The sequence below is a fragment of the Streptomyces sp. NBC_01288 genome (assembly GCF_035982055.1).
GTDB lineage: Bacteria > Actinomycetota > Actinomycetes > Streptomycetales > Streptomycetaceae > Streptomyces.
In genome coordinates, this window is the sequence record NZ_CP108427.1 from 4,446,174 (window position 1) to 4,472,560 (window position 26,387).

The window sequence follows — 26,387 nt, forward strand, 5'->3', positions numbered from 1 at the left end:
CGGTCTCGTCACAGCCCCTGGAGCCCGCCCCGGGCCGCGATGCGTTCACGGATACGCGCGGCCATGTCGGCGAACTCCTCCGGCCGTACGGCCAGTACCCCGTTCTCCGCCATCAGCGCGTGGAACTGCTGCCGCCCGTAGGGCACACCCGGCGGCAGGCCGGCGATGTGCCAGTGCAGATGCGCGTTGCCCTGCATGCTCCCCAGCGAGTACAGGTACGTCCGTTCGGCTCCCACGCACTCCTCCACCGCGAGGGCGACCTCCCGGACGACGAGCATGAGCCGGACGTACGCCTCCGGGTCGAGATCCCGGACGACATGCTCGACATGCCTCTTCGGCGCGACCAGGACCTTTCCGGCCAGGGTGGGCCACCGGTCGAGGAACGCGATGTGGTCCGCGTCCTCGAAGACCGTGTGATGCCCGTACCCGGGGTGCCCCGACACGAAGGCACACACGAAGCACGGCCCACGCCGGGCTCTGTCCTCATAGGCGTCCAACTCGGCTCGCCACCCTTCCCGTTCCGCGGAGTTCGTACAGGGCTTGGTCGTCCACCGAGGACCACGCCCCCCGGAGTGGCCGTCCGGCGTCCTACGGCCGGAAGCCGTCGATCGCGAGTTCCATCAGGCGGGCAGCCCGCGCCGCCCGCGTCCGCAGGGTGGTGCTGACCAGCGCGTTCGGCGCCTCGGCTACGGCCATCCGGCGCGCTCGACGCCGTTCACGGAGGAGGACTGGACGAACGTCGACGCCGACATCGCGCCGTACCAGAGGTCCAAGACGCTCGCCGAGCGTGCGGCCTGGCGGTTCGTCCGGGAGGAGGGCGACGGGCTCGAACTCGGCGCCGTGCACCCGGTCGGCGTGCTCGGCCCCGTCCTCGGGCCCGACGATCCGCCGTCGCTGCGGATCATCCGGGGCATGGTCGACGGGGAAATGGCCATCTGCCCGCCGTTCGGATCGAGTTGGGTCGACGTCCGCGACGTGGCGGACCTCCATCTGCGCGCCATGACCGATACCTCGGCGGCCGGTGAGCGCCGCCTCGCCTCCGCCGGCCGCAGCCTGCGCACCGTCGAGGTCGCCCGCATCCTGCGCGGCCGGCTCGGCGACCGCGCCCCGAAGGCACCCACCCGCGAACTGCCCCTGGTCCTCGCTCGTTTCCTCGGCCGGTTCACCCCCCAGTTGCGCGCGCTGCGCCCGCAACTCGGCCAGGACTTCGACGCCACCGGCGCGAAGGCACAACGCCTCCTCGGCTGGACGCCCCGCCCCGTCGCCGACACCATCGCCGACACCGCGGAGAGCCTCCTCGCGCACGGCCTGGCCACGGGGGCGTGAGACCACTCCCGACGGGCGGCGGAAACACGTCGGAACTTCGGGAACCGTATTGCCCGGTGTGGCCCTGACCCCGACGGCAGGCGTGTCAGGATGATGATCTGACAGCGACTCTTCAATACGGAGCCTGGCCTCATGACCTCTCCCAGCGGGGACGGCAGTGGCGCGCAGCCACTGATCATCGACACCAGCAAGCCCCACCCGGCCCGGATGTACGACTACTTCCTCGGCGGCAAGGACAACTACGAGGTCGACCGGGAGGCCGCCGAGCAGTTCATCAAGGCGGCGCCGGAGGTGCGGGAGGGCGTACGGGCCAACCGGCGCTTCATGCACCGGGCCGTCCGCCATGTCGTCCAGGAGGGCGGGGTACGGCAGATCCTCGACATCGGCACCGGCCTGCCCACCGAGCCGAACGTGCACCAGATCGCGCACGCCATCGCCCCGGACACGCGGATCGTCTACGTCGACAACGACCCGATCGTCAGCACCCACTCGATGGCCCTCATGGAGGACACCGACACCTCCGTCATCCTGGCCGACCTGCGCGACCCCCGCTCGATCCTCGACCACCCCGAGGTCCGCAAGGCCATCGACTTCGACCAGCCGGTCGCGGTCCTGCTCGTCGCCGTCGTGCACTTCCTGTCCGACGACGGCGACGACCCCTACGGCATCGTCGCCACCCTGCGCGACGCGCTGCCGGCCGGTTCCTACCTCGTCCTGTCGCACGCCACGGGGGACGTCCACGAGGACGGCCGGCACGACGCGGCGTCCGTCTACAACCGGGCCACCGCCACCCTCAACCTCCGCGCCCACGCCCAAGTCCTGGACTTCTTCGGCGACTTCACCCTCGTGGACCCGGGCCTGGTCCGCGTCACCCACTGGCGGCCGGACGAGACCCCGGCCCCGGGCGCCGCGCCGATCGGCATCTACGGCGGGGTTGCCCGCAAGGACAACTAGCCACCCGCGCCCCGCCGTTAGTCACCTATCGTGATCGTCCTGCCCTCCCGGCCCGGCAGCGAGAAGCCCAGCACGGTGCTCGTGTCGCGCAGGGTTTCCGGGAGGGCGCCCGCCGCGCCGGTGCCTCGGGCGCGTTCGAGGCGCTGGGGTCGGGTCAGGGTGAGGCCGAAGTCCTTCGTGAGACCGGCGCCGTCCAGCAAGTCGCAGAGGAACAGCATGTGTTCGTCGAGCGGCACCTGTTCGGCGCGGACGGCACGGACGCCGTTGAGCAGAGCGGTACGGAGGACCGGGTCCGGGTGATGGCGGGTTCTGGTGAGGAAGGTGCCGGGGGTGTGGCGCAGCGCCCCTCGTTCGGTGAGGGCGGCCGTGTGCAGTGCGAGTGCTCCTCGGCCGCGTTCCCTCAGCCAGCGGGTCACCGTCAGGGGGCGGGGGGCGAGGGTGGCAGTACGGGCGCGTAACGCGGACAGCAGGTCATCCGCCCAAGTCAGTCCCGTGCCAGGCATGTTGGGCAGGTCGGGCGTGCTGGACCTCAGCTCGATCTCGCCCCGCAGCTGGTAGATCTCCAGGCCCAGTTTTCCTGTCTTCCGCGGTCTGACCAACAGCCTTCTCCGCAGGGCCAGTTCGCCGAGCTCCGCCGCCGCGCAACCTGCCGCCGTCTGGGCCGAGTTAGGCACCCTGCCGTTCTCCCCGTACGACAGCAGGGTGAACTCCTCGGGCAGGGACAGGCGTTGGAGCGGGGCGGGTCCGAACATGCGGTGCATTCTGCATGGCGGGGCGGCCGTCCGGGGTCAGGTCGCGGTACCGGGCAGGTCGAACCACACCGCCTTGCCCTCCGGGCGGGACAGGCCGCCGTACGGTACGACGGTGCCGTGGCCCTGGCCGCCCGTGCCCCAGCGCTCCGGCGTCAAACTCCGTCGGCGGGTCCGTCCCCCAGTTGGACACCGCGCAGACCGACACTGGGCACGGTGCCGCGTTCCTGGACTCCAGCGCCCAACTGCACCACCACCCTCCACAAGCTGGGACATTTTCTAACCAGTCAACACGGACGAGAGTGGTTAGATCTACCCCAGCCTCCAGCGACCCCCACCACCCGCACTCCCTCCTCCTCGCCCACCGGCGTGATGGTGGAGCCAGCCGCACCCCCAACTGGGCAGCTCACCCCCTCGTGGCGGCAGCCCGGCGACGGCATCGTTGATCTCGCACGGTCAAGGTCAACGACTCGCCGGAAGGAAACCGACCGCCATGCCTCACACCGCCGTCTCCCTCACCAAGGACGCCCGTACCACGCAGCCGTCCCCCGCCCGGCGCACCCCGCACACCACCCCTCGCGTGATGCCCCTCTGGCAGGCGATGGCGCACCTGTTCGCCCCGGCCGACGGCACGGTGCGATCGTGAACCCCCGCGTCACCCGCGCCCGCTGAGACGCGCCCGCCGTACCCCCCACTCCCGTTCGGCCACGGCGAGGCTCTGCTCCAACGTCTCGACGAACCCCGTCCGGGTCACCGTCGCCACCGCTTCGGTACCCGTGGCCGTGCCCCGATCGCCGTGCAGTCGGCAGGCGAGGTGGATCCAGTCGCCGTCGGGGAAGGCGTACGCCCACACGTCGTTGGTGCACTCCCCCCACTCCAGGAAGTCGCAGGCGAAACCCGCCGGTCGCGCGCCCGGTGTGCGGAAGCGCCGCAACTCGTCGGTGAGTTCCTTGACCAGCAGGGGCGGATAGAACGCGTTGTCCCACGTGTTCACATGCAGCCCGCCGACGAAGACATCGACGCACAGCAGATGGGCGTCCTGTTCGAGGTGGAACTCCAACCCGAATCCGGCCCGCGTCCCGAACAACATGCCTGCCTCTCCCATATCCGCCCCGCCTTGACCCGACCCTACTGATCCACTCGCGGCGCACAGCCGACAAGCGTCGACAAAGCGCCGCGAAAGCCGGGCCCCCGGAGTCACCCGCAGTGCACCCGGCGTTCATGTCATCCGCGAAACATGCGCCACATGAGACGTTTCACCCCCGCCCTGGTCCTCGGCATGACCGCGCTGCTGGCCACCCCGTTCGCCGCCCAGGCCGCCCCCGGCAACGGCGGCAGCCACAGCAACGCCCACACCGACAGCTTCGGCACCAAGGCCGTGTACCAGCCGGAGCAGAACTCCCGCTCGTACCAGAGGGTCCCGGCCGGCTTCACCCCTGTCTTCACCGAGAACGTGTCCCGGCACGGGTCCCGGTCCGCGACCGACAGTTCGGACGGCGACCTGATCCTCGCGCTCCTGGACAAGGCCCAGGCCGAGGGCCAACTCACCGCGAAGGGACGGGAGTTCGGGCCGAAGGCGCAGGCCCTCGAAGCCGCCATGAGTGCCGTCGGGTACGGCGACCTCAGCGCGCGCGGCAAGGAGGAGATCCACGACACCGCCGTACGGATGGCGAAGCGGCTGCCGACCCTCTTCGCGTCGATCGCGGAGAACAAGGAGCCCATAGACGTGGTCAGTTCGGGGCAGGGGCGTGCGGTCGACAGCGCGAATCTCTACGGCGCCGCGCTCGCCCAGACCGACCCCGACCTGACCTCCCTCATCGGCGCGACCCGTACCGACAAGGACCTCCTCTACTTCCACAAGGCCGACGGCGGGGCCGCCTACCGCGACTACATCGCGAACGACAAGCGCCTCGCGGCCACCCTCAAGTCCGTCACCGACCAGCCGGCCACCCACCGCGCCGCACGCGACGTACTGAAGAAGCTGTTCAAGTCGGCGTTCGTGGACCGGATCACGGCGGGCGAGTTCGCGTCGATCGGGACCGACGTCGAGGCCGCCACCGCCGTCTACAACCTGTACGCCATCGCCCCCGCGATGAGCGAGGAGAGCCCGGGCGGCAAGGGCTGGGGCATGGACCGGTACATCTCGGCGCGCGACGCCGACTGGTTCGGGTACATCTCCGACGCCGAGGACTTCTACGAGAAGGGGCCCGGCTTCGCGGACAGCGACATCACGTACAAGATGGCGGACGTCCTGCTCGACGACTTCTTCAAGAAGGCCGAGGCCAAGCGCGACGGCACGAGCGACCTGGGCGCCGAACTCCGCTTCACCCACGCCGAGGAGATCATCCCGCTGGCCGCGCTGATGGGCCTGCCCGGCAGCACGAAGGGCGTCACCACGGCCAAGCCGTACACCTACGGCAGCAACCCGTGGCGGGGCGCGGCCGTCGCGCCCCTCGGCTCCAACATCCAGTGGGACGTGTTCCGCAAGGGCAACACCTACCTCGTCCGCATGCTCTACAACGAGAAGGAGACCGCCTTCAAGGCCGGCTGCCGCCCCGTCTCGAAGGGCAGCAAGTTCTACGACCTGAACGAACTGGAGCGCTGCTTCGGGCGCACGAACGCGGCGGGCTGACCTGCCCCGTATCCGGTACGCGCGGATACCCCTCCGGCACCCGGGGGACCCTCTCCGAAAAAGTGTGTCACTTTCCCAGAAAGTGACACACTTTTTCAGACCACCTCTCCCCCGCCGCGAGCCCGTCAGCCTCGGCCGCGCGGCCCGCTTCCGGGAGCGGTGACGCCGCCCACCGTGAACCCGATCGCCGACCCGCCGCCGTCCCGTCGTAGCGCGAACGGGGCTCCCCCGTGGGCCAGTGCCACCTCGCGGACGATCGAGAGGCCGAGGCCCGAGCCGGGGAGCGAACGGGCGTCGGCGGCGCGGTAGAAGCGGTCGAAGATGCGGAAGAGATCGGTCTCGGAGACGCCGGGGCCCCGGTCGAGGACCTCGACGCGAACCGTACCGGGGCGGGCCGGGCCCGAGACCGAGATCTCGATCGGGGTCTGGCCCACGCGGTCGAACTTGGCCGCGTTCTCCACAAGGTTGGAGATCGCGCGCTGGAGCATGCCGGGACGGCCGTCGGTCGTCGTGTCTCCGCTCGCGCGGACGGTGATGTCACGGCCGGTACGGCGACGGGCGACGCCCGCCACGTCCTCCGCGATGTCCGCGAGGTCCACCTGCTGGGGCGGTTCGGTGTCGGACTGGCCCGCCGCCAGATCCACCAACTCGTTGACCAGGTCGGTGAGTTCGCGGGCCTCCTGCGAGAGGTCGGCGACCAGTTCCTCGCGCGTGGCGGGCGGCAGCTCGTCGATCCGCCGCAGCAGGGAGATGTTGGTACGGAGGGAGGTCAGCGGGGTGCGCAGTTCGTGGCCCGCGTCCTGGATCAGGCGGCGCTGGTCCTCCTCCGACTGCGCGAGGCGGCCGAGCATCCGGTCGAAGGCCCTGCCCAGGCGGCCCACCTCGTCGTAGCCGGTGACCGGGACCTGGACGCCGAGCCGACGGGTGCGGGCCACGTCCTCGGCCGCCGCGGTGAGGATGATCAGGCGCCGGGTGATACGCCGGGCCAGCCACCAGCCGCACAGCCCCGCGAGCACGACCACCGCCGCCATCAGCACGAACGTCCGCTGCTGCAACGCCCGCAGCAGATCCTCCGTGTCGCTGAACTCCTGCGCGACCTGCACCGCGCCCCGCCCGGAGCCGAGCGAGACCGTCGCGATGCGGTACACGTCCTCGGCGACGGCGACGTCCTTGTGCTCCACCGTCTTCCCGGCCACCCACTCGCCCGCGATCGCCCGGTCGTCGCCGGTGACGGGCAGCGCCGGGCTGCCGCTGTCGAGGACCCCGCCGTCCCGCCCGAGCACCTGCACGTCCGTACGGGCCGGCCGCACGATGTCGTGGCCGGGCGCGGAGGAGGAGAAGTCCTCGGTCGTCATCCGGTGCGTCCGCACCTCGTCCTGCAGATCCTGGACGACCTGGTCGAACACGGACTCCTGGTCGACCCGGACCAGCCGGGCCGCCGCGCCGTACGACAGCACGCCGACGAGCAGCGTGACCGCCGCGGTCACCGCCGCGAAGGACAGCACGAACGTGGTGCGGAGTGAAACCAGTCTGGGTCGCCTGGTGGCCACGAACCGCCGCAGGCGGCCCACTCAGTCCTCCCGCAGCACGTAACCCACGCCACGCACCGTGTGGATCAGCTGCGGCGCGCCGGGCTCGTCGAGCTTGCGGCGCAGGTAGCCGACGTAGACGGCGAGGTTCTTGGAGCCGGGGCCGAAGTCGTAGCCCCAGATGCGGTCGTAGATCGTGGAGTGGTCCAGGACGATGCCCGCGTTGCGCACGAGCAGTTCGAGGAGCTCGAACTCGGTCCGGGTCAGCTCCAGTTCACGCTCGTCACGCCAGACGCGGCGCGCCTGGAGGTCCATGCGGAGGCCGGCCGCGGTGATCTGCTTGTCGGCGGGCGTGGTCGTGTAGGTCGGCTGCGGGCCGTCCCGTAGTACGTCCGTGGAGGCGCCGGAGGTGGTGGACGGGCCGGGGACGCCGTTCGCCGGGACCGGGCTGGTGCGGCGGAGCAGGGCACGCAGCCTCGCGAAGACCTCCTCCACGTCGAAGGGCTTCACCACGTAGTCGTCGGCGCCCGCGTCCAGGCCCGCGATGCGGTCGGCGGTCTCCACGAGTGCCGTCAGCATGAGGATCGGGGTGCGGTCGCCCTCGGCGCGCAGCACCCGGCAGACCTGGAGGCCGTCGATGCCGGGCATCATCACGTCGAGGAGCAGCACGTCCGGTGGGGTGCGGTGCGCCTGCGCGAGCGCCTCGACACCATCGGCGACCGCGGTCACCTGGTAGCCCTCCAGGGTCAGGGCCCGCTCCAGGGCATGACGGATGGCACGGTCGTCTTCGGCGAGCAGCACAGTCTGGGGCACGTCACCCAGTGTGCCAAGGCCTCCGGCGGTTGACCGGTGGGGGCAGGTCTACGATCACCCTTTTTACCTGGCTCTCACCGAGCTGGGCGCAACCCGGGCCTTGCTCCTACCGTCTTCTCACGGTCGGGTGTGGCCGGTGTCCCTGGGGACTGCGGCCCCCAGGCCCCCGTCGGCCCTGAAGGGGCCTCGTCCTCAAACGCCGGACGGGCTGATGTTCAGCGCCGCTAGTTGGTCTGTGAACGGGACGACCGTCGGCCTGCTCGCCGGACGCGCTGTCGACAAGCCCCTCATCAGCGCCCCCAGCTCCCCCGCCGCCCGCTCGATCCGCTCCGGCAACCCCTCCGCGCCCCAGTCCTCGGAGGCCGCGTAGACACCGGTCGGGACGACCACGGCGCGCAGGTGGGCGAAGAGCGGGCGGAGGGCGTGTTCCAGTACCAGGGAGTGGCGGGCGCTGCCGCCGGTCGCCGCGATGAGCACCGGCTTTCCGACCAGTGCGTCCTTCTCCAGCACGTCGAAGAAGGACTTGAACAGTCCGCTGTACGACGCCGAGAACACCGGCGTCACGGCGATCAGACCGTCCGCCTCCGCGACCGCGTCCAGGACGGCCGCCAGCTTCTTGCCGGGGAAGCCGTTGGTGAGGTTGTGGGCGATCTCCACGGCGAGGTCGCGCAGCTCCACGACCTCGATCTCCGCCGGCGCGACGCCCGACGTAACGCCCGCCGTGGCGGTCGCCAGCCGGTCGGCCAGCAACCTCGTGGACGACGGGACACTCAGCCCCGCCGAGACGACTACGAGCTTCATGCGACAGACACCTCCTGAGCGGACTCGGCCGCCTTGGCGGCCTTGAGGGACTCGTGCGTCGGCGCCTCCGGCACGTCCGCCGGGCGGTTCGCCGCGAACTCCTTGCGCAGGACCGGCACGACCTCCTCGCCCAGCAGGTCGAGCTGCTCCAGGACCGTCTTGAGCGGCAGCCCGGCGTGGTCCAGCAGGAACAGCTGGCGCTGGTAGTCACCGGCGTAGTCCCGGAACGCGAGGGTCTTCTCGATGACCTCCTGCGGGGAGCCGACGGTCAGCGGGGTCTGGTCGGTGAAGTCCTCCAGGGAGGGCCCGTGGCCGTAGACCGGCGCGTTGTCGAAGTACGGGCGGAACTCGCGCACCGCGTCCTGGGAGTTGCGCCGCATGAAGACCTGGCCGCCGAGTCCGACGATCGCCTGCTCCGGCGTGCCGTGGCCGTAGTGCGCGTACCGCTCCCGGTACAGCTCGACCATCCGCTTGGTGTGGTCGGCCGGCCAGAAGATGTTGTTGTGGAAGAAGCCGTCGCCGTAGAAGGCGGCCTGCTCGGCGATCTCGGGCGAGCGGATCGAGCCGTGCCAGACGAACGGCGGTACGTCGTCCAGCGGACGCGGCGTCGAGGTGAAGCCCTGGAGCGGGGAGCGGAACTTGCCCTCCCAGTTCACGACGTCCTCGCGCCACAGGCGGCGCAGGAGCGCGTAGTTCTCGATCGCCAGGTTGATGCCCTGGCGGATGTCCTGGCCGAACCACGGGTAGACCGGGCCGGTGTTGCCGCGGCCCATCATCAGGTCCACCCGGCCGTCGGCCAGGTGCTGGAGCATCGCGAAGTCCTCCGCGATCTTCACCGGGTCGTTGGTGGTGATGAGGGTGGTGGAGGTGGAGAGGATCAGCTTCTCCGTCCGCGCCGCGATGAAGCCGAGCATCGTGGTGGGCGACGAGGGCACGAACGGCGGGTTGTGGTGCTCACCGGTCGCGAAGACGTCGAGCCCGACCTCCTCGGCCTTCAGCGCGATGGCGACCATGGCCTTGATGCGCTCACGCTCGGTCGGCGTCCGTCCGGTGGTCGGGTCCGGTGTGACGTCGCCGACGCTGAAGATCCCGAACTGCATGGTCGTTCACCCTCCAGGTTGTTGATTATTCAACTATACCCTCCAACGGCCACCCCACCGCACATATTCCGCTCGGCACAACCGCCGCCCTCCGGCCGTTGTCAGTGGCTCGTCCTACGATCCCCTCATGGCCGCCCCGGACCGCGACACGCGAGGAATCGTCGACCCCGCCGAACTCCTCGCCCGCGTGCACTTCCGCCGCCCCGAACCCGCCGAAGCCCTCCGCCCGTACATCGAGCACTACTGGCTGATCGACTGGGACCTGACCGAGCCCTACGTCTCGCACGTCGTCCCGCACCCGGCCGTGCACATCGTCTTCCAGCACCTCGCCGGCGAGGACGCCTTCGTCGAGATCGCGGGCATCCCGAACGGCCTCTTCGCCCAGAAACTGGAGGGGCGGGGGCGCGTGTGCGGCATCAAGTTCCGGCCGGGTGCCTTCCGTACCGTCGCCCCGGACCGGCCGGTGTCGGAGTGGACCGGGCAGCGAGTGCGGCAACCCGACGTGTTCCCGGACATCGACCCCGCCACGGTCCTCGACCTGCCCGACGAGACCGCCCGCGTCGCCGCCCTCGACACCTTCCTGCTCGCCCTCGACCCCCGCCCCGACCCACAGGCCGACCTCGCGACCACCCTGGTCGACCGCATCCGCACCGACCGCACGATCCGCCGCGTGACCGACTTCGCCCACGCCGAGGGCCTCTCCCTACGGCTGCTGCAACGCCTCTTCGCCGCGTACGTCGGCGTCGGCCCCAAGTGGGTCATCCTGCGCTACCGCATCCACGAGGCCCTGGAGCGGGCCGGCGCCGAGGAGCCCGTGGACTGGGCGGGCCTGGCCGCCGACCTCGGCTACGCCGACCAGGCCCACCTGGTCCGGGACTTCACGGCGACGGTCGGGGTGACGCCGACGGCGTACGCACAGGGTGTGCACTGACGGCACGCTTCTAATCCGGTTGACCGGATGGAGAACGGTCACGGATATTTATCTGCGTGACACAGACTCTGCACAACACAAACAAGCCTGAAGGGGACCCACCTCTCCCCGCCCGCACCCGCTGGGCGATCCTCGCCGTGATCCTCGCCGCCGACGTCCTCGACCTCCTCGACTCGACGATCACCAACATCGCCGCCCCGACCATCGCCGGAGACCTCGGCGGCGGCCCCGCCCTCGTCCAGTGGCTCGGCGCCTCCTACGCCCTCGCGCTCGGCGTCCTCCTCGTCCCCGGCGGGCGGCTCGGTGACCGGTACGGGCGACGGCGGGTGTTCCTCGTCGGACTCGCGGGGTTCGTCGTCGCCTCCCTGGCCTGCGGGCTCGCGCCCGGCCCCGTCTTCCTGGTCGTCGCCCGGCTCGTGCAGGGCGCCTTCGGGGCGCTGCTCATCCCGCAGGGCTTCGGCATCCTCGGCGCGAGTTGGCCACGCGACCAGATCGGCAGGGCGTTCAGCCTGTTCGGGCCGGTGATGGGACTGTCGGCGGTGGGCGGGCCGATCCTCGCCGGGTTCCTCGTCGACGCCGATCTCGGCGGCCTCGGCTGGCGTCCCATGTTCCTCATCAACCTCCTCCTCGGCGGCGCCGCCCTCCTCGCCGCCCTGCGCCTCCTCCCCCACGACACCGGCGACGGCACCGCCCGCGTCGACGGCCCCGGCTCCGCCCTGATCGCGGGCGCCATGCTCGGCCTGCTCGGCGGCGTCATCTACGGCTCCACGCACGGTTGGACCGGCCCCGCGCTCGCCCTCCTACTCCTCGGTCTCGCCCTGTTCGCCGGGTTCTGCCACCGCCAGCGCACCGCCCCCGAACCGCTCATCCGCCCCTCCCTCCTCCACAACCGCGGCTTCACCGCGGGCCTCCTCCTCGGCGTCGTCGCCTTCGCCGCCGTCGCCGGTCTCCTCTACGTCATCTCCCTCTACTTCCAGCAAGGCCTCGGCCGCTCCCCCGCGGGCACCGCCCTCGGCCTGGTCCCGCTCTCGGCCGGCATCGTCGTCGCCTCGATCGCCTGCTACCGGCTCATCCACCGCCACGGCCGCCGCCTCGCCGCCACAGGCCTGCTGATCATCCTGACCGGCTGCGGCTACCTCGCCGCTCTGGTCACCAACTCCGGTACGGGGACGGGTAGTCGGGCCCTCGTCCCGCCCCTCCTCCTCATCGGACTCGGCATGGGCACCTGCTTCGGCACGATCTACGACGTCACCATCGGCGACATCGAACCGTCCGAGGCGGGCAGCGCCAGCGGCTCGCTCAACGCGGTGCAGCAACTGGCCAACGCGATCGGTGCGGCGGCCGTGACCACCGTGTATTTCGCGGCAGTCGGCGGCGGCACGACCCACGCGCTCCTCGTGAGCCTGGGTGCGGTCGGCGCTGCCGTCGCCCTGTGCCTGTGTCTCGTACGGCTGCTGCCGCGCGCGGCGCCGGCCGACCATGGTCACTGAGCACCGACGGGCACACCCGCACGCTGGTAGCTTTCGCAGCGATCGGACGACGACGGCGGTCACCGTCCCCAGAACAGCGACAGCCACAACAATCGCCACAGCAACAGCAACAGCGGGAAGAGAGCCCCCGGTGAACCGAACTCAGCGCGTTATTCGGTGGTTCACGGCGGACAACAACCCCATCCAGGTCTTCGGCACCGTCGTCGCCATCGTCGTCGGCGCGATCGCGGTGCGGCCCATCGGGTTCTCCGGGACCGGGCTCGCGGTGCTGTGTCTGCTGGTCCTGGTCTCGCTGATGACGTGCACGCGGCTGATCCCGGAGGGGCGGCTCGCGCCGGGGCCGCAGCTCGCGGTGCTCTGTGTCTGGGCGGCCGGGGCCGCCGCGCTGATGGGCCTGGACCGCTCCGGGGCGTCGGCCCTGTTCGCGTACCTCGTCACCGGGCACGCCGGATACCGCCTCGACAGCCGCCGCTCGCTGCCCTTCGCCGCGTGCACCAGCGCCCTGTGCGCGGGGGTGCTGCTCCTGCCGTGGGGCAACCACGGCACCTCGTGGCTCGTGGGCGCCTTCACCGGCGTCAGTGTGCTGGTCGGGCTCTCCAACCGTGCCCACACCGCCGCGCTGCGCTCCGCGCGGGCCGCCGCCGAGCAGGCGGAACTGGCCTCGCGGGCGGAGGCGCGGGCCGAGGCGCTCGCCGAGCGGGCCCGGATCGCCCGGGACGTGCACGACGTACTGGCCCACTCGCTGGCCGGGGTGAACATGCAACTGGAGGTCACCGACGCCCTGTTGGAGTCCGGTGACGTCGAACGGGCCCGGCAGGCGGCCCAGCGGGCGCAGAGCCTGGTGCGGTCGGGGCTGACCGAGGTGCAGCGCACGGTCGGGGACCTGCGCGAGGACGCGCTGCCGCTGGTGGAGACCTTGCGGTCCATGCTCGACTCCGTGTCCGACGCCGGTACGCTGACCGTCGACGGGCCGCGGCGTGAACTGCCCGTCCGCCTCGCCCAGGTGATCGTGCGCTGCGCCCAGGAGGCGCTGACCAACGCGCACAAGTACGCGCCCGGCGCCCCGGTCCGCATGCGCCTGGAGCACCTACCGGACGAGACGGTCTTCGAGGTGGTGAACTCCTCGCCGCCTGAGGGTTCGCGGCCGTTGGCCGGTGCGGGGAGCGGGATGGGTCTGGTCGGGATGCGCGAGCGCCTCGACCTGGTGGGCGGCACGGTCACGGCCGGGCCGATCGTGGACGGCGACGACGCGGGAGGTTGGCGAGTGCGCGTGGTGATCCCGGGATGAGCGACGAGCAGCGAGGGCAGGGCGATCAGCAGGCCGTCGTGCGAGTGGTCGTGGCCGACGACCAGACCGCCGTCCGCGAGGCGCTGGCGACCGTACTGGATCTGCAGCCCGGTGTGGAGGTCGTGGCGACGGCGAGGGACGGCGGGGAGGCCGTGCGGGCCGCCGAGGAGCACTCCCCGGACGTGATCCTGATGGATCTCAACATGCCGCGGATGGACGGGGTCGAGGCCACCCGGCTGCTCACCGAGCGCTTCCCGCAGGTCGCCGTCGTCGTGCTCACCACTTTCGCCGACGAGGAGTACATCCTCGCCGCGCTCGGTGCCGGTGCCCGCGGCTACCTCACCAAGGAGTCCGGCCGGCAGGACATCACCCGCGCGGTGCGGGTGGCGGCGGCCGGGCAGTCCGTGCTCGACCCCGCCGTACGGGACCGGCTCGTCGCGGCCGCCGCGCGGGGTGGCGCCCCCGTCGAGCGGCCGGGCGCCGGACTCGCCCCGGACCTCACTCCCCGGGAGGTCGAGGTGCTCACGCTGATCGGCGAGGGCCTCACCAACCGGGGCATCGCCGAGCGGCTGGTGGTGAGCGAGGCCACGGTGAAGACTCATATCAACAACCTCTTCTCCAAGGCGCATCTGCGGGACCGGGCGCATGCCGTGAAGTACGCGTTCATCCACGGACTGGTGAAGACCCCTGGGTGAGGGCCGCCCCCTGGGCCCCGGCCGGCAGCAGCCGCACGCGGGCCAGCAGCAGGAACACCCGGGTGAGGACCATGGCCAGCGCCATGATGACGAAGAACGGGGCGATGGCGTCCTGGACTATCTGGTGCTCGGTCATGAACGTGCCGAGGTGGTCGCGGAACCAGGTGTTGTGCTCGGCGGCGTAGATGAACGCGATGCGCAGCCCGACCACCGCCGTCCAGATCGCCACGAACCCCGCGCCGCACCGGGTGTGCACACGGCCCGAGGCCGGGTCGCGCTCCACGCCGGTGGTGAGGGTGGCGACGACACCGCAGGCCAGCCCGATCGCCGCGCCCACCAGATAGACGACCACGTCGACGTGCTGGGTGGGCATCCCCCGCAGATAGAAGTAGGCGACCGCCGACACCGTGCCGATCGGCATCAGCACCTTGTGCAGGTCGTACTTCCGGCGCCCGTACTGCGTCAGCATCATCACCGCGAAGATGCCCCCGCTGATCGTCAGCGCCTGCTCCATGTCCGTCATGACGTCCCACTCCTCGGTCCCCGGCGGTGTCCCCGCCTCGCGTTTTCCTGAGTCCGACTCTCCCGCCGAAGCCGGAAAAGCTCCCGGACCCACGGGTGGATTTCCGGGTGGAGACGCGAGGTGGAGCCTGCCCCTAGGGGGCCCTCGGGGCAGGCCGCCGCTCGCGAGAAGCGCTCAGCTCTCAGCTCTCAGCTCTCAGCGCTTGAGCGTGAAGGTGAAGTCGCCGGTGAGTCGGGCGCCCAGCCGGACCGCCGACACGAGACTCCCCTCCTCGATCAGCCTCCCGACCTCGGCCCGCGACAGACCACACCCCTCGGCGATCAGCCGCACCGGCCGGACCGGTATCCGCGCCGCGAACCGCACCTCCACCTCGATCACCTCGCGGTCCGCGAAGTCCGTTCCGCCGGTGTCGAGACGCCAGGCGCCGTCCCAGTCGAGGGCGATGCGATTACGCCGCCGCAGCACCGGATCCTGGAGCAACTCGGCTGCCAGGACAGGGTCGTTGGCATGCAGCCGGTCCAGCAGTCCGGGGCGTACGGAGCGCACGTTCGCCCGCTCCAGGACCGTCAGTTTCGTGGTGTCCCCGCAGCCGGTGCAGAGCGCGAGGAGCCACGCGTCGATGAGCTTGTGATGGGCGTTGACGCGGAACCTGCCGTTCACCCGGAAGCGTTCGGACGCGCACGCGTGGCAACGGCGGAGGACGAGCGGAAGGCGGGTGGGCATGACAAACCAGGTGGCGAGCACAGAAGTACACCGGTTCCAGTGAGAGGTCCGCAGCGGAAAGGGGCGCGGCGCACAGGCGCGACGCGCGACAGATCAGCACTCGGGGGGTCTCACACGGTGTACAACGGCACGTCCTTGCCGAGACGACTGGATTCGGCAGGACGATAACGGCGCGCGAAGGCGCCGCTCAACGGGTTTTCGGCGCCCCCGGCGCTACACGTCCCCCGCGCGCAGCCGCGCGATCTGCTGCCCGCTGAACTCCACCGTCCGCCTCATGTGGCCGACGATCACGGCGAGTTCGGCGTCGCCCAGCTCGTCGAAGAGGGTGAACCAGCCGCCGCCGAGCCGGTTCCACATGCGCCCGAACTCGGTGATCTTCTCCGGCACGGTCGCCACCAGCACCCGCCGCCGGTCCTCCGCGTCCCGCTCCCGGACGACGTACCCGGCCCGCTCCAGCCGGTCCACGAGCCGCGTCGCCGACCCGGTCGTCAGCCCGGTCAGCTCGGCGACCCGGCCCGTGGTCACGGGCCCGGCCTCCAGCGTGAGCAGGTTCAGACACTGCAGATCGGTGGGGTGCAGCCCGAGCCGGTCGGCGACAGCCTGGTTGAACAGGGCGTACGACGCCATGTACCGGCGCGATACGGAGGACAACTCGTCCAGCAGCCGCGCCCGCGCGTTCCCGGACATGTCGTACCCCTCGTCGCCTGTGCCGTTCCGCACGTGCCGGACGTGCCGTGCGGAGATCGAGATCGTACGACGCGCCCGCGGGCGTGGCTCCTCGGTACTACGGGTGTGGCTCAGAAGTAGTAGGTGTCACCGGTGTCCAGGACGAGCACCCGCTGCTGGTCGTTGGCCCGGTTCCCGTCCACCGCGCCCCCGCCCCACACCGTGTCCAGCTCCAGCAGCACCTCGGAGGACGCGTCCCGCAGCCGTACCCGCACCTCGATCCGCTCGCCCACCGCGTCCGCGGCCAGCGCCCCCGTCCGGCACACCACCACCCGCTCCCCCGACCGCGCACACCCCTGCGGCAGCGTCTGCGCGTCCGCGAGCGGCTTCGACCAGCGCAGCCGTACGGTCGCGTCGGGCACCGCGGACGGACCGTGGTTGCGCGGGGTGAACCGGACGTCGACCCGGCCGCCGGTCATGGTGGCGGAGCCGTGGTAGGCGAGATCCGCCTCCGGGCCCGGGATGTCCGGGTGAGCGGGCAGGCCCGGGGCCGCGCCCGTCACCGCCAGCGCGGCAGCCCCTACAGCAAAAGTCCGTAGTACCCGTAGTACCCGCATGCCATCCGCTCCTCAGTACGCCACGCCTCCACGGCTGCACCCCGCCGTGGTGGTCGTACGGATGTATCCCACGCGGAGCGCGCGACAGGCGCCGTCCATCAGGTGACAGCCCGCGTGATGTGATGGCGGGCATGCTCGTGCTCCGCTCCGCAGCCCTCTTCGTCGTCGCCGCCGTCTTCGAGATCGGCGGCGCCTGGCTGGTCTGGCAGGGGGTGCGCGAACACCGCGGCTGGCTGTGGATCGGCGGCGGGGTCATGGCCCTCGGCGTCTACGGCTTCGTCGCCACCTTCCAGCCCGACGCCCACTTCGGCCGCATCCTCGCGGCGTACGGCGGGATCTTCGTCGCCGGTTCGCTGGCCTGGGGCGCGGTCGCGGACGGCTACCGGCCCGACCGCTGGGACATCACCGGCGCCCTGATCTGCCTGGCCGGGATGGCCGTGATCATGTGGGCGCCCCGGGGGAACTGACCCGGAGCCCCGGAACCGGCCCCCCTATCCTGGACGGAGTCGTACATACGAACTCGTACATACGATCCCGTCGATCCGTCTCATTGACGTGTCTTGTCGATCCGTCCCGAGGAGCACCCCATGGCCACCGCCGCACCTTCCGCCGCCTCCCGCATCGCGGTCGTCACCGGGGCGAGCGGTGGAATCGGCGCCGCCACGGCCCGGCAGCTCGCCTCGGCCGGCTACCGCGTCGTCCTCACCGCCCGCCGCAAGGACCGTATCGAGGCGCTCGCGGAGGAGATCAACGGGAACGGCGGCCAGGCCACGGCGTACGCCCTGGACGTCACCGACCGCGATGCCGTCGACGAGTTCGCGACCGCCTTCAAGACCATCGGCGTGCTGATCAACAACGCGGGCGGCGCGCTCGGCGCCGACCCGGTCGCGACCGGCGACCCCGCGGACTGGCGCACGATGTACGAGACGAACGTCCTCGGCACCCTGAACATCACCCAGGCCCTCCTCCCCGCCCTCACCGCGAGCGGCGACGGCACGGTCGTGGTCGTCTCCTCCACGGCCGGACACGGCACGTACGAGGGCGGCGCGGGCTATGTCGCCGCCAAGCACGGCGCCCACGTCCTCGCCGAGACGCTGCGCCTGGAGATCGTCGGCACCCCGGTGCGGGTCATCGAGGTCGCGCCCGGCATGGTCAGGACGGACGAGTTCGCGCTGACCCGCTTCGGCGGCGACGCGGAGAAGGCGGCGAAGGTCTACGCGGGCGTCGCCGAGCCCCTCACGGCGGACGACGTGGCCGACACGATCACCTGGGCGGTCACCCGCCCCAGCCACGTCAACATCGACCTCCTCGTCGTCCGCCCCCGCGCCCAGGCCTCGAACACCAAGGTCCACCGGGAGCTGTGATGCCCGACGAAGAGGGCACCCCGGCCGGCCCGAACAGTCCGGTCGGCCCGGACAACTCCCAACAGGCCCTGGACAAGCGCCGGTTGGCCGAGGAGACCAGGAACGAGCGCAAGGTCTGGTACTTCCTCGGCTACTTCCTCTTCGGTATCCACCTCATCGCGTTCGTGATGATCTACGCGGTGATGCACGCCCCGAACAAGTAGGCGCGGCACACTAGTTGGTCTTCCGCTGCTTGAAGATCCACGCCCGGATGTCCTCGATGGTGTAGGCGATCGGCCACGTCGAGTTGTGCTCGACGCCGTGCGCGTTCGCCGATCCTCCGGCCAGGGTCGAACCCTTCTTGAACGTGGCGTAGTTGACCGTCGTGCCCTTGGCCGCCATGGCCTTGACGTCCGCGGCGAACTCCGCCGCGCTGGACTGGCCGTCCCAGACCGCGCGGCTGACCTTCGTCCCGGCCTTCCCGACGACGGCCATGATGGCGTTCTCTCCGGGATAGGCCTTGGTGTCGCCCTGCGAGACGGTGACCCAGAGGTTCTTCTTCGCCAGCGTCGCGGCCTGCGCGGAGGGCCACTGGCCGGCGACGACCCATGAGGCCGCGAAGAGGTCGGGGTACTTGATGTTCAGGCCGAGGGTCATCATCGCGCCCATGGACTGACCGGTGGCGTACAGGCGATCGGTGTCGATGCTGTACTTGGCCGTCAGCGCTTTCACCAGGTCGGCGGTGGTGTCGAAGAGCGCCGTCGGCTTGTAGTCGTCGCCGACGACCACCTCCGGGTACTGGGGCGCCAGCACGAATGCCGGGCGCTCGGCCTGGTCCTCGGGGGATGCCCAGCACACCGCGCCCAGGCCCTGCACCAGCGTCGCCCGCACCGTGGTGGTGATCAGGCTCGCGTCGTGCATGAAGAGGACCAGCGGATAGGACGTGCCCGGGTCGTAGTCCTTGGGGATGTAGAGGTTGTAGGGCAGCGACCTGCCGGTCTTCGAGTCCTTGTACGTGAACTGCTCGAAGTCGTCGACGATCAGGTTCACCGTCCTGCTGGTGCTGACCTGGGTGTCGCCGGCGGCGTAGCCGGTGCCGCCGGTGGTCGTGACGGTGCCGGCCTGGGTGACGGTGCCCTTCGCCGCCTTGACGGTGGCCGGTCCGCCCGTCGAGCCCACCTGGGGACCGGGGATGACGTAGGGGCTGCTTGAGGGGGACGCCGAGGTCGCGGCCGACGGCTGGGCAGTCCCCGGCGCGCCCTCGCCCGACCCCACGCCTCCCCACAACAGGGCGCTCTCGTCGTCCGGGGACAGTTCGACGATGACGTACGTGCCGTCGGTGCCCTGATCGGCCGTCGCCGCGCGGGTGTTGGCGTAGACCTTCGTGACCGTACGGCCCTCGACCTCGAAGGACGACGCCGAGAGTTCGGACGTGTCGATCTCGGTGTCGTACTCGACGGCGACCGCGATGAATTTCTGGCCGTCGCCGTAGACCTTGGTGATCGCGGTGGCGCTTTTCATGTGCCCACCGCCGCCTCCTCCCGCTGAATCCGATTCACAAGCGGCAAGTCCCGTGACAGCCACTGCGGCCGTCCCCAGAACCCGCCCTAAAAAGGCGCGCCTTGTAGCCATTTCCCTCATCACCTCGATTCAGTTCAGGGACTTGATGATGCGATCGATTCGAGCCATGGCCTTCTCGGCGGTGCCCTTGATGTAGAAGCCGTCGACCGCCTCATAGGTGACGTGGTCGAAATTCCATGTGTCGGGCATGTTCTTGGCGCCGCCCTCGAACATCGACATGACGAAGGTGCTGGAGAAGGACGAGTTCTCGCGGATCGAGGTCGCGGTCGTGGTGGACAACTCCGGCTCCACACCCGCGAAGACGCCCTTGCCGACCTGGAAGACCCAGAGCGGCACCTGGGCGGTGCCGGTGGGGGTGAAGGTGACGGTCTTGGTGGGCGCGCCGGCCTGAGGGCCGGTGACCTGGGTGGTGGTGATGTCGTCGGTGACCAGCCGCACCACGACCCGCTTGCCGCTCTCGTACGTGCCGATGCCCTGCGCCACCCGCACGATCTCGTTCCCGAGCCGCTCGCCCTGCGCGGTCAGCAGCGCGAATCCGGCGTCGTGCAGATCGACGCCGTAGGTCCAGCCCTTGTCCTTGTCGATCGTGTACCGCTTCGAACGGTACGCCGGGAACTGGTCACCGCACGCGCCCACCAGCCAGAACCCGACGGCACCGGGGTACTGCGCCTCGACGTGCGCCACGGCCGCGCCGGCCAGGTCGGCGGTGATCGGCAGGGTGCCGTCGGCCATGACCGAGTCCTGCATCACGCACGACTGCACGTTGTAGTTGGCCAGGACGGCGATCGGGTTCCCGTCGAGGTCGTTGAAGCGGGCGACGTACACGCCCTTGTCGGACGGCAGTTGCTCGTTCACACCGAGCCAATAGCCGTCGGCGGTGCGGACGTTGCGGTTCACGTTGACGTCAACTCGACCGGCGCCGTAGCCGACCTCGGCGTCCTGGAGGTTCTTCACGGCGTCGGCGACGGCGGACTCGGTGGCGGCGACGATGTTCCGCACATACGCGGCGGCCCCGGCCGAGGACGAACTCGCCTGCACATGCGGCGCGGAGAAGCAGTGCGTGACGGTGACCATGATGTTCGCGGCGGCGACACCGCTCGCCGCGGTGATGGCGTCCCGCATCAGCGCGACCGCCTCCGCGCTGATCGAGGTCAGGTCCAGCACGGCCAGCGCGATACGCCGGGACCCGGACTCCACGAGCAGGACACGGACGGTGAGGTCGTCGTGCACGGCGGTGAAGTTGTCCAGCGGCAACAGCGAGGCGGCGGGCGTGAAGGCGGCCTTGCCGACACCGACCTTCAGCCCGCCGACACCCCCGGTGGCGGCCCGCGCGGAAGTGGCGGTGCCGAGGGCGGTCCCCGCGAGAGCGGCGACCGCCCCGGCGGCCACGACAGCCCGCCGACTCATCTCACTCTGATTCCGGTACGGCTCCATCATGTGCTGTCCTCCAAGACGCTGCGGGTGGGGGTCGACTAACACCCGGGCAGCATCACAGCGAATTTGGAGGCCAGCATGAGGAAAGCGCGCAAGCAATGCTTTCGCTGATGGAGCGTGTGAATGGAACACGCATGTGACGTGCGACGGCGGCGGAAATCCACAGCGATAGGCCGCGAATTCACAGCGATCTCAGAGGAGTTGCGGAGCCGCGGAGTTGCGGAGCCGCGGAGCTCAGCCCTTCACACAGACGACCTGCTTCAGCTTCGCCACCACCTCGACGAGGTCCCGCTGCTGATCGATGACCTGCTCGATCGGCTTGTACGCGCCCGGGATCTCGTCCACGACGCCGGAGTCCTTGCGGCACTCCACACCCCGTGTCTGCTCCTCCAGGTCCTTCGTCGAGAAGCGACGCTTGGCCGCGGTACGGCTCATGCGCCGACCGGCGCCGTGCGACGCGGAGTTGAAGGACTTCTCGTTGCCGAGGCCCTTCACGATGTACGAACCGGTGCCCATCGAGCCCGGGATGATCCCGTACTCGCCGGAGCCGGCGCGGATCGCTCCCTTACGGGTGACCAGCAGGTCGACGCCCTCGTACCGCTCCTCGCTCACGTAGTTGTGATGGCACGAGATCTCCTGCTCGAAGGTCGGCTTCGCCTTCTTGAACTCCTTGCGGACCACGTCCTTCAGGAGCGCCATCATGATCGTGCGGTTGTACTTCGCGTACTCCTGCGCCCAGAACAGGTCGTTGCGGTACGCCGCCATCTGCGGGGTGTCCGAGATGAAGACGGCGAGGTCGCGGTCGACCAGGCCCTGGTTGTGCGGGAGCTTCTGGGCCGTGCCGATGTGGTGCTCGGCCAGTTCCTTGCCGATGTTCCGGGACCCGGAGTGGAGCATGAGCCACACCGAACCGTCAGAATCAACGCATACTTCGCAGAAGTGATTTCCTCCGCCAAGTGTGCCCATTTGCTTCGTGGCCCGGTCCTCCCGGAACTTCACCGCGTCCGCGACCCCCTCGAACCGCCCCCAGAAGTCGTCCCACCCACCGGTGACGAACCCGTGCAACCGCCCCGGCTCGACGGGGCTGTCATGCATCCCCCGCCCCACCGGAATCGCCTGCTCGATCTTCGACCGCAGCCGCGACAGATCGCCGGGAAGATCGTTCGCCGTGAGTGACGTCTTCACCGCGGACATTCCGCAGCCGATGTCGACCCCCACCGCCGCCGGGCACACCGCGCCCCGCATCGCGATGACCGAACCGACCGTCGCACCCTTGCCGTAGTGCACGTCCGGCATGACCGCGAGGCCCTTGATCCATGGCAGGGTCGCGACGTTGCGCAGCTGCTGGAGCGCGCCCTCCTCCACCGACGCCGGGTCGGCCCACATGCGGATCGGTACCTTCGCGCCCGGCATCTCCACGTACGACATAGCGTCCTCATTCCCCCGAAAACCATCAAAAAAAGTCAAAAGTCATACATCGCAAAACCGTCGCCAAGGTCTACGAAAGGGACAGCGGACCGGCGTCCACGGCTGTGCGTGCGATAGACATTGTCTCCAGGGGGTCCCCCGGTGCGGCAAGCGATTAACCAGCGGGGACACTGGCAGACCCTGGATCGTTCAAGGGGTCGAGGGGCACGGAACACCGCCGGCACCCGACACCCGACACCTACCCGACACACCGTCGAGAGGAGCCCGACCGTGCAGCGGAAGGCGTACGTACCCGGCACCGCCGCGCTCCTCGTGGCGCTGCTGGCCGGCTGCACGAGCGGCTCGACCGACAGCGGTACGACGGACGACGCGAACCCGGGCGAGGCCGGCACGGCGACCGCGGTGGCCCAGCCGGGCAAGTACCGCACGCTCCCGGAGCCTTGCGGCGCGGTCGGTCACGGCACCCTCGACTCCCTGCTCCCCGGCCTCCAGCAGATCACCGACGCGGACCAGCGCGAGGCGGCGTACGCGGGCGACGCGACGCTGACGTACGACACGGACCGCAAGGTCGGCTGCCGTTGGAAGGTCGAGTCCACGGACGCGACCGACCATCTCCTGGTCGACTTCGAGCGGGTGGTGTCCTACGACAACGCCGTGAGCGACGACAGCCAGGCGCAGACGATCTTCGCGACGAAGGAGACGGCGGCCGATCTCCCGGAGCCGACGACGAGCGCCACGGCGTCGGACACCGAGTCGAACTCCGCGTCCGACTCGGCGTCGGCGTCGGACTCCGCGACGCCCTCCGCCACCCCCTCGTCCTCGTCCTCCGCGTCCGCCACGGACTCCGACTCGCCCTCCGCGTCCGCCTCCCCCACCGGTCTCGAACCCCGCGCCCTCTCCGGTCTCGGCGACGAGGCGTTCCTGGACGACGCGTTGAGCAGTTCCGGTTCGACGGCTCAGCAGCGCACGGTGACTGTGGTGTTTCGCACGTCCAACGTCATTGTGACCATCGAGTACGAGGAGCAGCCGGCGACGGTCGGTGTCGTGCCGGACAGCCAGAAGATGCAGGACAGGGCGCGGAAACTGGCCGCGCAGCTGGCCGATTCGCTCAACGGTTAGGGCGTTCGGGAGGGCCGTTCGCGGGGGCCCGCAAAGCCCGTGAACGGAGACCGCACAGCTGACTCACCGCGTACCGTGGCCCCTCGGACCCGATCCGACGGCAGGAACCACGAGCGTCATGAGTGAAGGAACCATGCATCAACCAGCACAGCGAGACCACAGTGACCAGCAGCGGGCGAAGCGTCTGAGCCGCCTCCTTGTCTGCGCGGCCGCCGTCCCGGTGATGCTGATCGCGGCCGGCTGCTCCTCCGACTCCGGCTCCGACGACGGCGCGGCCAAGGACACCACCGGCCCCGGTGCGACGACGTCCGCCGACGCGACCGCCGCTCCGACGGTGCAGGCGGCGGCGTACAAGAAGCTGCCCGAGCCGTGCGCGGTGCTGTCGAAGAAGACGTTGACCGATCTGGTGCCGAAGAGCGCCAAGTCGGGCAAGGAGGGCACGTCCAGCGACACGGCGTCGCGCGGGAGTTGCTCCTGGACGAGCCTGGACAACAACGGGGTCAAGGGTTCGCAGTTCCGCTGGCTGAACGTGTCGTTGCTGCGCTTCGACTCCTCGCAGACGCAGGGCGAGGGCGACAAGCTGGCCGCCGCGTACTACGCGAAGCAGGTGCAGGAGGCGCAGTCCGTCACCGGCGCGAAGAACGCCAAGTCGGAGCCGGTCGCGGGCGCGGGCGACGAGGCCACGGCGGTGCGCTACGACCTGAAGAAGAAGGAAGGCTCCTTCAAGCAGCAGACGGTGGTGGCGCGCGTGGAGAACGTGGTCGTCACGGTCGACTACAACGGCGCGGGCCTCGCGGGCGACAAGGCGCCGAGCGCGGACACGCTGACGAAGGCGGCGGAGAAGGCCGTGAAGGAGGCCGTGGCGGCGGTCACGTCGGCCAACGGCACGGGTACGGGCGCGGGTTCGGGCTCCGGCTCGGGCGGCGCGGGCAGCACGCCCTCGAAGTCCTCCTCCAAGTCGCCCTCGAAGACCGCTTCCCCGTCCGCCTCCGCCTCCAAGTCCGCGGCGAAGTCGGACGCGAAGGCCCCGGCCGCCACGGCCTCCTCCTCCGCCTCTTCCGCCGCCGACAAGAGCTGACCGCAGATTTCACATCCGGCCCGTTTCCGGGCCTCAACTCGCAGGTCAGCACAGGCCTTTGACGGAGCCCGGCCCCTTCGCGGACCGGGCTCCTGACGGACCGGCACCCAGGACGCCGCACACATGTGCCACCCTGTTGCGCGCAACACCATGTAAGGGGAGGGGAGTCCGGGTGTCCGCACCCATTCAGCTCACACGTATGCACCGGGTGCTCATCGGCGTGGTCGTCTCCGGTGCGGTCGTCATCGCCGGTATCGGCTTCGCCGGTTCGTACGCCGCCGTGCGCGAGCTCGCCCTGAAGAAGGGCTTCGGGAACTTCGCGTACGTCTTCCCGATCGGCATCGACGCGGGCATCTGCGTCCTGCTCGCCCTCGACCTGCTCCTGACCTGGATCAGGATCCCCTTCCCGCTGCTGCGCCAGACGGCATGGCTGCTGACGGTCGCGACGATCGCCTTCAACGGCGCCGCGGCCTGGCCCGACCCGCTCGGTGTCGGCATGCACGCGGTGATCCCGATCCTGTTCGTGGTCTCGGTGGAGGCGGCCCGGCACGCGATCGGCCGTATCGCCGACATCACGGCCGACAAGCACATGGAGGGCGTCCGGCTCACCCGCTGGCTGCTCTCCCCCATCCCGACGTTCCTGCTCTGGCGCCGCATGAAGCTCTGGGAACTCCGTTCCTACGAGCAGGTCATCAAGCTGGAGCAGGACCGCCTCGTCTACCAGGCCCGCCTCCACTCCCGCTTCGGCCGCGCCTGGCGCCGCAAGGCCCCCGTGGAGTCGATCATGCCGCTGCGCCTGGCCCGCTACGGCGTCCCGCTCGCGCAGACGGCCCCCTCGGGCCTCGCGGCGGCGGGCATCGAGCCCGTACTGCTGCCCCCGGCCCCGCAGTTGGAGCCGGCCCGCGAGCAGGAACAGCCGACGGCACCGGCCGTCCAGAACGCCCCGGCACCGGCCCGCGAGCAACTCCCCGCCGCCGAGGGCAACGAGCGGCACGAGCAGTCCCGGGACCAGGCCGAGCCGCAGAACCCGTGGCTGCACTCGCGGGACCCGCAGACGGTGGCGTACCAGGGCGGCTACGACCCGACGTACGAACCGGATCCCGTGTACTCCGGGTGGTACGAGGAGGAGCCGCAGGCCGAGCAGTTCCAGCAGTACGAGGAGGAACAGCAGCGGTTCGAGCAGCAGCAGCGGCGGTTCGACCGGCAACAGCAGCCGTTCCCGCAGCAGCAGGCGTTCCAGCAGGAGGAGCCCGCCCCGGCCCCTGAGCCCTCCATGGAGGACACCGGTACCTTCCAGATCCCGTCGGGCCCCGGCCGTACCCGTGAGATGGGTGCGGGCGGTGGCACGGAGCTGACGGAGGACGAGTACTACCAGGTCTTCAAGAAGTCGATAGACGGCAGCTACCCGACCTCGGGTCAGTTCCGGGGCGACGTGGAGGCCACCTATGGCATCACGCTCCCGCAGCGCGAGGCCGAGCGGATGGTCACCCGCTTCACCAACCGTCACACGACACAGCTTGAGGAAGAACACATCGCCTGAGACAGGAAAATGACGAAGGGCCCTCGG

The 26,387-nt window shown here is 70.2% G+C and carries 28 protein-coding genes; 14 read left to right on the plus strand and 14 right to left on the minus strand.

Annotation, left to right across the window (positions count from 1 at the left end; all coding sequences use genetic code 11):
- Positions 1-8: 8 nt before the first annotated feature.
- Positions 9-443: an HIT family protein gene (locus tag OG194_RS19650; protein ID WP_327402131.1), complete on the minus strand. Its 435-nt coding sequence runs from the start codon at positions 441-443 to the stop codon at positions 9-11.
- A gap of 97 nt (positions 444-540) precedes the next feature.
- On the opposite strand from OG194_RS19650, the gene OG194_RS19655 reads away from it, so the two are divergent.
- Entirely contained in the window at positions 541-1,326 is a 786-nt protein-coding gene (locus OG194_RS19655; protein ID WP_327402132.1) for an NAD-dependent epimerase/dehydratase family protein, read from the plus strand.
- A gap of 132 nt (positions 1,327-1,458) precedes the next feature.
- Positions 1,459-2,280 (plus strand): SAM-dependent methyltransferase, encoded by an 822-nt coding sequence (locus OG194_RS19660; RefSeq protein WP_327402133.1) that lies wholly within the window; start codon positions 1,459-1,461, stop codon positions 2,278-2,280.
- 17 nt (positions 2,281-2,297) lie between these two features.
- Here the strand turns inward: OG194_RS19660 and OG194_RS19665 are convergent, their stop codons facing one another.
- Entirely contained in the window at positions 2,298-3,032 is a 735-nt protein-coding gene (locus tag OG194_RS19665; protein ID WP_327402134.1) for a GPP34 family phosphoprotein, read from the minus strand.
- A 490-nt stretch (positions 3,033-3,522) separates the two neighbouring features.
- Here OG194_RS19665 and OG194_RS19670 point away from each other — a divergent pair, with 490 nt between their 5' ends.
- On the plus strand, positions 3,523-3,675 hold the full coding sequence (locus OG194_RS19670; protein WP_327402135.1) for a hypothetical protein: 153 nt from the start codon (positions 3,523-3,525) through the stop codon (positions 3,673-3,675).
- A 9-nt stretch (positions 3,676-3,684) separates the two neighbouring features.
- Here the strand turns inward: OG194_RS19670 and OG194_RS19675 are convergent, their stop codons facing one another.
- Positions 3,685-4,119: a hypothetical protein gene (locus OG194_RS19675; protein WP_327402136.1), complete on the minus strand. Its 435-nt coding sequence runs from the start codon at positions 4,117-4,119 to the stop codon at positions 3,685-3,687.
- A gap of 156 nt (positions 4,120-4,275) precedes the next feature.
- Between OG194_RS19675 and OG194_RS19680 the strand changes: the two genes are divergently transcribed.
- On the plus strand, positions 4,276-5,661 hold the full coding sequence (locus OG194_RS19680; RefSeq protein WP_327402137.1) for a histidine-type phosphatase: 1,386 nt from the start codon (positions 4,276-4,278) through the stop codon (positions 5,659-5,661).
- A gap of 125 nt (positions 5,662-5,786) precedes the next feature.
- Here OG194_RS19680 and OG194_RS19685 read toward each other — a convergent pair whose 3' ends face one another.
- The 4 genes from OG194_RS19685 to OG194_RS19700 all read right to left on the minus strand — a co-directional run bounded on the left by OG194_RS19685 (position 5,787) and on the right by OG194_RS19700 (position 9,904).
- Positions 5,787-7,232, minus strand: a complete 1,446-nt coding sequence (locus OG194_RS19685) for a sensor histidine kinase (RefSeq protein WP_327402138.1) — start codon at positions 7,230-7,232, stop codon at positions 5,787-5,789.
- Positions 7,233-8,003, minus strand: a complete 771-nt coding sequence (locus OG194_RS19690) for a response regulator transcription factor (protein ID WP_327402139.1) — start codon at positions 8,001-8,003, stop codon at positions 7,233-7,235.
- Between the two features lie 192 nt (positions 8,004-8,195).
- A complete protein-coding gene (locus OG194_RS19695; protein ID WP_327402140.1) occupies positions 8,196-8,804 on the minus strand; it encodes an FMN reductase in 609 nt (202 codons plus the stop codon).
- Positions 8,801-9,904 carry an LLM class flavin-dependent oxidoreductase gene (locus tag OG194_RS19700; RefSeq protein ID WP_327402141.1) on the minus strand — a complete coding sequence of 368 codons (1,104 nt, stop codon included), beginning with the start codon at positions 9,902-9,904 and terminating at the stop codon, positions 8,801-8,803. Before OG194_RS19700 ends, OG194_RS19695 begins: the two co-directional genes overlap by 4 nt.
- A 127-nt stretch (positions 9,905-10,031) precedes the next feature.
- Here OG194_RS19700 and OG194_RS19705 point away from each other — a divergent pair, with 127 nt between their 5' ends.
- The 4 genes from OG194_RS19705 to OG194_RS19720 all read left to right on the plus strand — a co-directional run bounded on the left by OG194_RS19705 (position 10,032) and on the right by OG194_RS19720 (position 14,308).
- Positions 10,032-10,835 (plus strand): helix-turn-helix domain-containing protein, encoded by an 804-nt coding sequence (locus OG194_RS19705; protein WP_327402142.1) that lies wholly within the window; start codon positions 10,032-10,034, stop codon positions 10,833-10,835.
- Positions 10,836-10,891: 56 nt separating this feature from the next.
- Positions 10,892-12,325 carry an MFS transporter gene (locus tag OG194_RS19710; RefSeq protein WP_327402143.1) on the plus strand — a complete coding sequence of 478 codons (1,434 nt, stop codon included), beginning with the start codon at positions 10,892-10,894 and terminating at the stop codon, positions 12,323-12,325.
- Positions 12,326-12,455: 130 nt separating this feature from the next.
- The gene (locus OG194_RS19715) at positions 12,456-13,613 is read left to right on the plus strand and encodes a sensor histidine kinase (protein ID WP_327402144.1); all 1,158 of its coding nucleotides are present in this window, start codon (positions 12,456-12,458) and stop codon (positions 13,611-13,613) included.
- The gene (locus tag OG194_RS19720) at positions 13,610-14,308 is read left to right on the plus strand and encodes a response regulator transcription factor (protein WP_327402145.1); all 699 of its coding nucleotides are present in this window, start codon (positions 13,610-13,612) and stop codon (positions 14,306-14,308) included. Before OG194_RS19715 ends, OG194_RS19720 begins: the two co-directional genes overlap by 4 nt.
- Here OG194_RS19720 and OG194_RS19725 read toward each other — a convergent pair.
- From OG194_RS19725 to OG194_RS19740, 4 genes are all read right to left on the minus strand, one after another.
- On the minus strand, positions 14,277-14,831 hold the full coding sequence (locus OG194_RS19725) for a hypothetical protein (protein ID WP_327402146.1): 555 nt from the start codon (positions 14,829-14,831) through the stop codon (positions 14,277-14,279). The two genes, OG194_RS19720 and OG194_RS19725, sit on opposite strands and share 32 nt — an antisense overlap.
- Before the next feature lie 195 nt (positions 14,832-15,026).
- Positions 15,027-15,554: a DUF1062 domain-containing protein gene (locus OG194_RS19730; protein WP_327402147.1), complete on the minus strand. Its 528-nt coding sequence runs from the start codon at positions 15,552-15,554 to the stop codon at positions 15,027-15,029.
- Between the two features lie 213 nt (positions 15,555-15,767).
- A complete protein-coding gene (locus tag OG194_RS19735) occupies positions 15,768-16,241 on the minus strand; it encodes a MarR family winged helix-turn-helix transcriptional regulator (RefSeq protein ID WP_033282572.1) in 474 nt (157 codons plus the stop codon).
- Positions 16,242-16,351: 110 nt separating this feature from the next.
- A complete protein-coding gene (locus tag OG194_RS19740; RefSeq protein ID WP_327402148.1) occupies positions 16,352-16,837 on the minus strand; it encodes a hypothetical protein in 486 nt (161 codons plus the stop codon).
- Positions 16,838-16,968: 131 nt separating this feature from the next.
- Between OG194_RS19740 and OG194_RS19745 the strand changes: the two genes are divergently transcribed.
- The 3 genes from OG194_RS19745 (at position 16,969) to OG194_RS19755 (ending at position 18,404) form a co-directional block, all read left to right on the plus strand.
- Positions 16,969-17,304, plus strand: coding sequence for a YnfA family protein (locus tag OG194_RS19745; protein WP_327402149.1), 336 nt, complete (start codon positions 16,969-16,971; stop codon positions 17,302-17,304).
- 120 nt (positions 17,305-17,424) lie between these two features.
- The gene (locus tag OG194_RS19750; protein WP_327402150.1) at positions 17,425-18,201 is read left to right on the plus strand and encodes an SDR family NAD(P)-dependent oxidoreductase; all 777 of its coding nucleotides are present in this window, start codon (positions 17,425-17,427) and stop codon (positions 18,199-18,201) included.
- On the plus strand, positions 18,201-18,404 hold the full coding sequence (locus OG194_RS19755) for a hypothetical protein (protein WP_327402151.1): 204 nt from the start codon (positions 18,201-18,203) through the stop codon (positions 18,402-18,404). The genes OG194_RS19750 and OG194_RS19755 overlap by 1 nt, the downstream gene beginning before the upstream one ends.
- A gap of 10 nt (positions 18,405-18,414) precedes the next feature.
- Here OG194_RS19755 and OG194_RS19760 read toward each other — a convergent pair whose 3' ends face one another.
- The 3 genes from OG194_RS19760 to OG194_RS19770 all read right to left on the minus strand — a co-directional run bounded on the left by OG194_RS19760 (position 18,415) and on the right by OG194_RS19770 (position 22,623).
- The gene (locus OG194_RS19760) at positions 18,415-19,701 is read right to left on the minus strand and encodes an alpha/beta hydrolase-fold protein (RefSeq protein ID WP_327402152.1); all 1,287 of its coding nucleotides are present in this window, start codon (positions 19,699-19,701) and stop codon (positions 18,415-18,417) included.
- A gap of 129 nt (positions 19,702-19,830) precedes the next feature.
- Positions 19,831-21,198: a hypothetical protein gene (locus tag OG194_RS19765; RefSeq protein ID WP_327402153.1), complete on the minus strand. Its 1,368-nt coding sequence runs from the start codon at positions 21,196-21,198 to the stop codon at positions 19,831-19,833.
- Positions 21,199-21,429: 231 nt separating this feature from the next.
- Positions 21,430-22,623, minus strand: a complete 1,194-nt coding sequence (locus tag OG194_RS19770) for an RtcB family protein (protein WP_327402154.1) — start codon at positions 22,621-22,623, stop codon at positions 21,430-21,432.
- A 270-nt stretch (positions 22,624-22,893) separates the two neighbouring features.
- On the opposite strand from OG194_RS19770, the gene OG194_RS19775 reads away from it, so the two are divergent.
- The 3 genes from OG194_RS19775 to OG194_RS19785 all read left to right on the plus strand — a co-directional run bounded on the left by OG194_RS19775 (position 22,894) and on the right by OG194_RS19785 (position 26,360).
- Complete coding sequence (locus OG194_RS19775; RefSeq protein WP_327402155.1) at positions 22,894-23,742, plus strand: DUF3558 domain-containing protein; 849 nt, start codon at positions 22,894-22,896, stop codon at positions 23,740-23,742.
- A gap of 133 nt (positions 23,743-23,875) precedes the next feature.
- Complete coding sequence (locus OG194_RS19780) at positions 23,876-24,820, plus strand: DUF3558 family protein (protein ID WP_327402156.1); 945 nt, start codon at positions 23,876-23,878, stop codon at positions 24,818-24,820.
- A gap of 199 nt (positions 24,821-25,019) precedes the next feature.
- Entirely contained in the window at positions 25,020-26,360 is a 1,341-nt protein-coding gene (locus OG194_RS19785) for a DUF2637 domain-containing protein (RefSeq protein ID WP_327407135.1), read from the plus strand.
- The last annotated feature ends 27 nt before the right edge of the window (positions 26,361-26,387 follow it).

Bases quoted from the DNA above. Each gene is read 5' to 3' on its own strand.
- OG194_RS19675 (WP_327402136.1), bottom strand. From the start codon at position 4,119: ATGTTGTTCGGGACGCGGGCCGGATTCGGGTTGGAGTTCCACCTCGAA.
- OG194_RS19740 (WP_327402148.1), bottom strand. From the start codon at position 16,837: ATGCGGGTACTACGGGTACTACGGACTTTTGCTGTAGGGGCTGCCGCG.
- OG194_RS19755 (WP_327402151.1), top strand. From the start codon at position 18,201: ATGCCCGACGAAGAGGGCACCCCGGCCGGCCCGAACAGTCCGGTCGGC.
- OG194_RS19760 (WP_327402152.1), bottom strand. From the start codon at position 19,701: ATGAAAAGCGCCACCGCGATCACCAAGGTCTACGGCGACGGCCAGAAA.
- OG194_RS19725 (WP_327402146.1), bottom strand. From the start codon at position 14,831: ATGACGGACATGGAGCAGGCGCTGACGATCAGCGGGGGCATCTTCGCG.
- OG194_RS19745 (WP_327402149.1), top strand. From the start codon at position 16,969: ATGCTCGTGCTCCGCTCCGCAGCCCTCTTCGTCGTCGCCGCCGTCTTC.
- OG194_RS19670 (WP_327402135.1), top strand. From the start codon at position 3,523: ATGCCTCACACCGCCGTCTCCCTCACCAAGGACGCCCGTACCACGCAG.
- OG194_RS19765 (WP_327402153.1), bottom strand. From the start codon at position 21,198: ATGATGGAGCCGTACCGGAATCAGAGTGAGATGAGTCGGCGGGCTGTC.
- OG194_RS19705 (WP_327402142.1), top strand. From the start codon at position 10,032: ATGGCCGCCCCGGACCGCGACACGCGAGGAATCGTCGACCCCGCCGAA.
- OG194_RS19750 (WP_327402150.1), top strand. From the start codon at position 17,425: ATGGCCACCGCCGCACCTTCCGCCGCCTCCCGCATCGCGGTCGTCACC.
- OG194_RS19785 (WP_327407135.1), top strand. From the start codon at position 25,020: ATGCACCGGGTGCTCATCGGCGTGGTCGTCTCCGGTGCGGTCGTCATC.
- OG194_RS19730 (WP_327402147.1), bottom strand. From the start codon at position 15,554: ATGCCCACCCGCCTTCCGCTCGTCCTCCGCCGTTGCCACGCGTGCGCG.
- OG194_RS19780 (WP_327402156.1), top strand. From the start codon at position 23,876: ATGCATCAACCAGCACAGCGAGACCACAGTGACCAGCAGCGGGCGAAG.
- OG194_RS19770 (WP_327402154.1), bottom strand. From the start codon at position 22,623: ATGTCGTACGTGGAGATGCCGGGCGCGAAGGTACCGATCCGCATGTGG.
- OG194_RS19695 (WP_327402140.1), bottom strand. From the start codon at position 8,804: ATGAAGCTCGTAGTCGTCTCGGCGGGGCTGAGTGTCCCGTCGTCCACG.
- OG194_RS19700 (WP_327402141.1), bottom strand. From the start codon at position 9,904: ATGCAGTTCGGGATCTTCAGCGTCGGCGACGTCACACCGGACCCGACC.
- OG194_RS19735 (WP_033282572.1), bottom strand. From the start codon at position 16,241: ATGTCCGGGAACGCGCGGGCGCGGCTGCTGGACGAGTTGTCCTCCGTA.
- OG194_RS19660 (WP_327402133.1), top strand. From the start codon at position 1,459: ATGACCTCTCCCAGCGGGGACGGCAGTGGCGCGCAGCCACTGATCATC.
- OG194_RS19680 (WP_327402137.1), top strand. From the start codon at position 4,276: ATGAGACGTTTCACCCCCGCCCTGGTCCTCGGCATGACCGCGCTGCTG.
- OG194_RS19665 (WP_327402134.1), bottom strand. From the start codon at position 3,032: ATGTTCGGACCCGCCCCGCTCCAACGCCTGTCCCTGCCCGAGGAGTTC.
- OG194_RS19720 (WP_327402145.1), top strand. From the start codon at position 13,610: ATGAGCGACGAGCAGCGAGGGCAGGGCGATCAGCAGGCCGTCGTGCGA.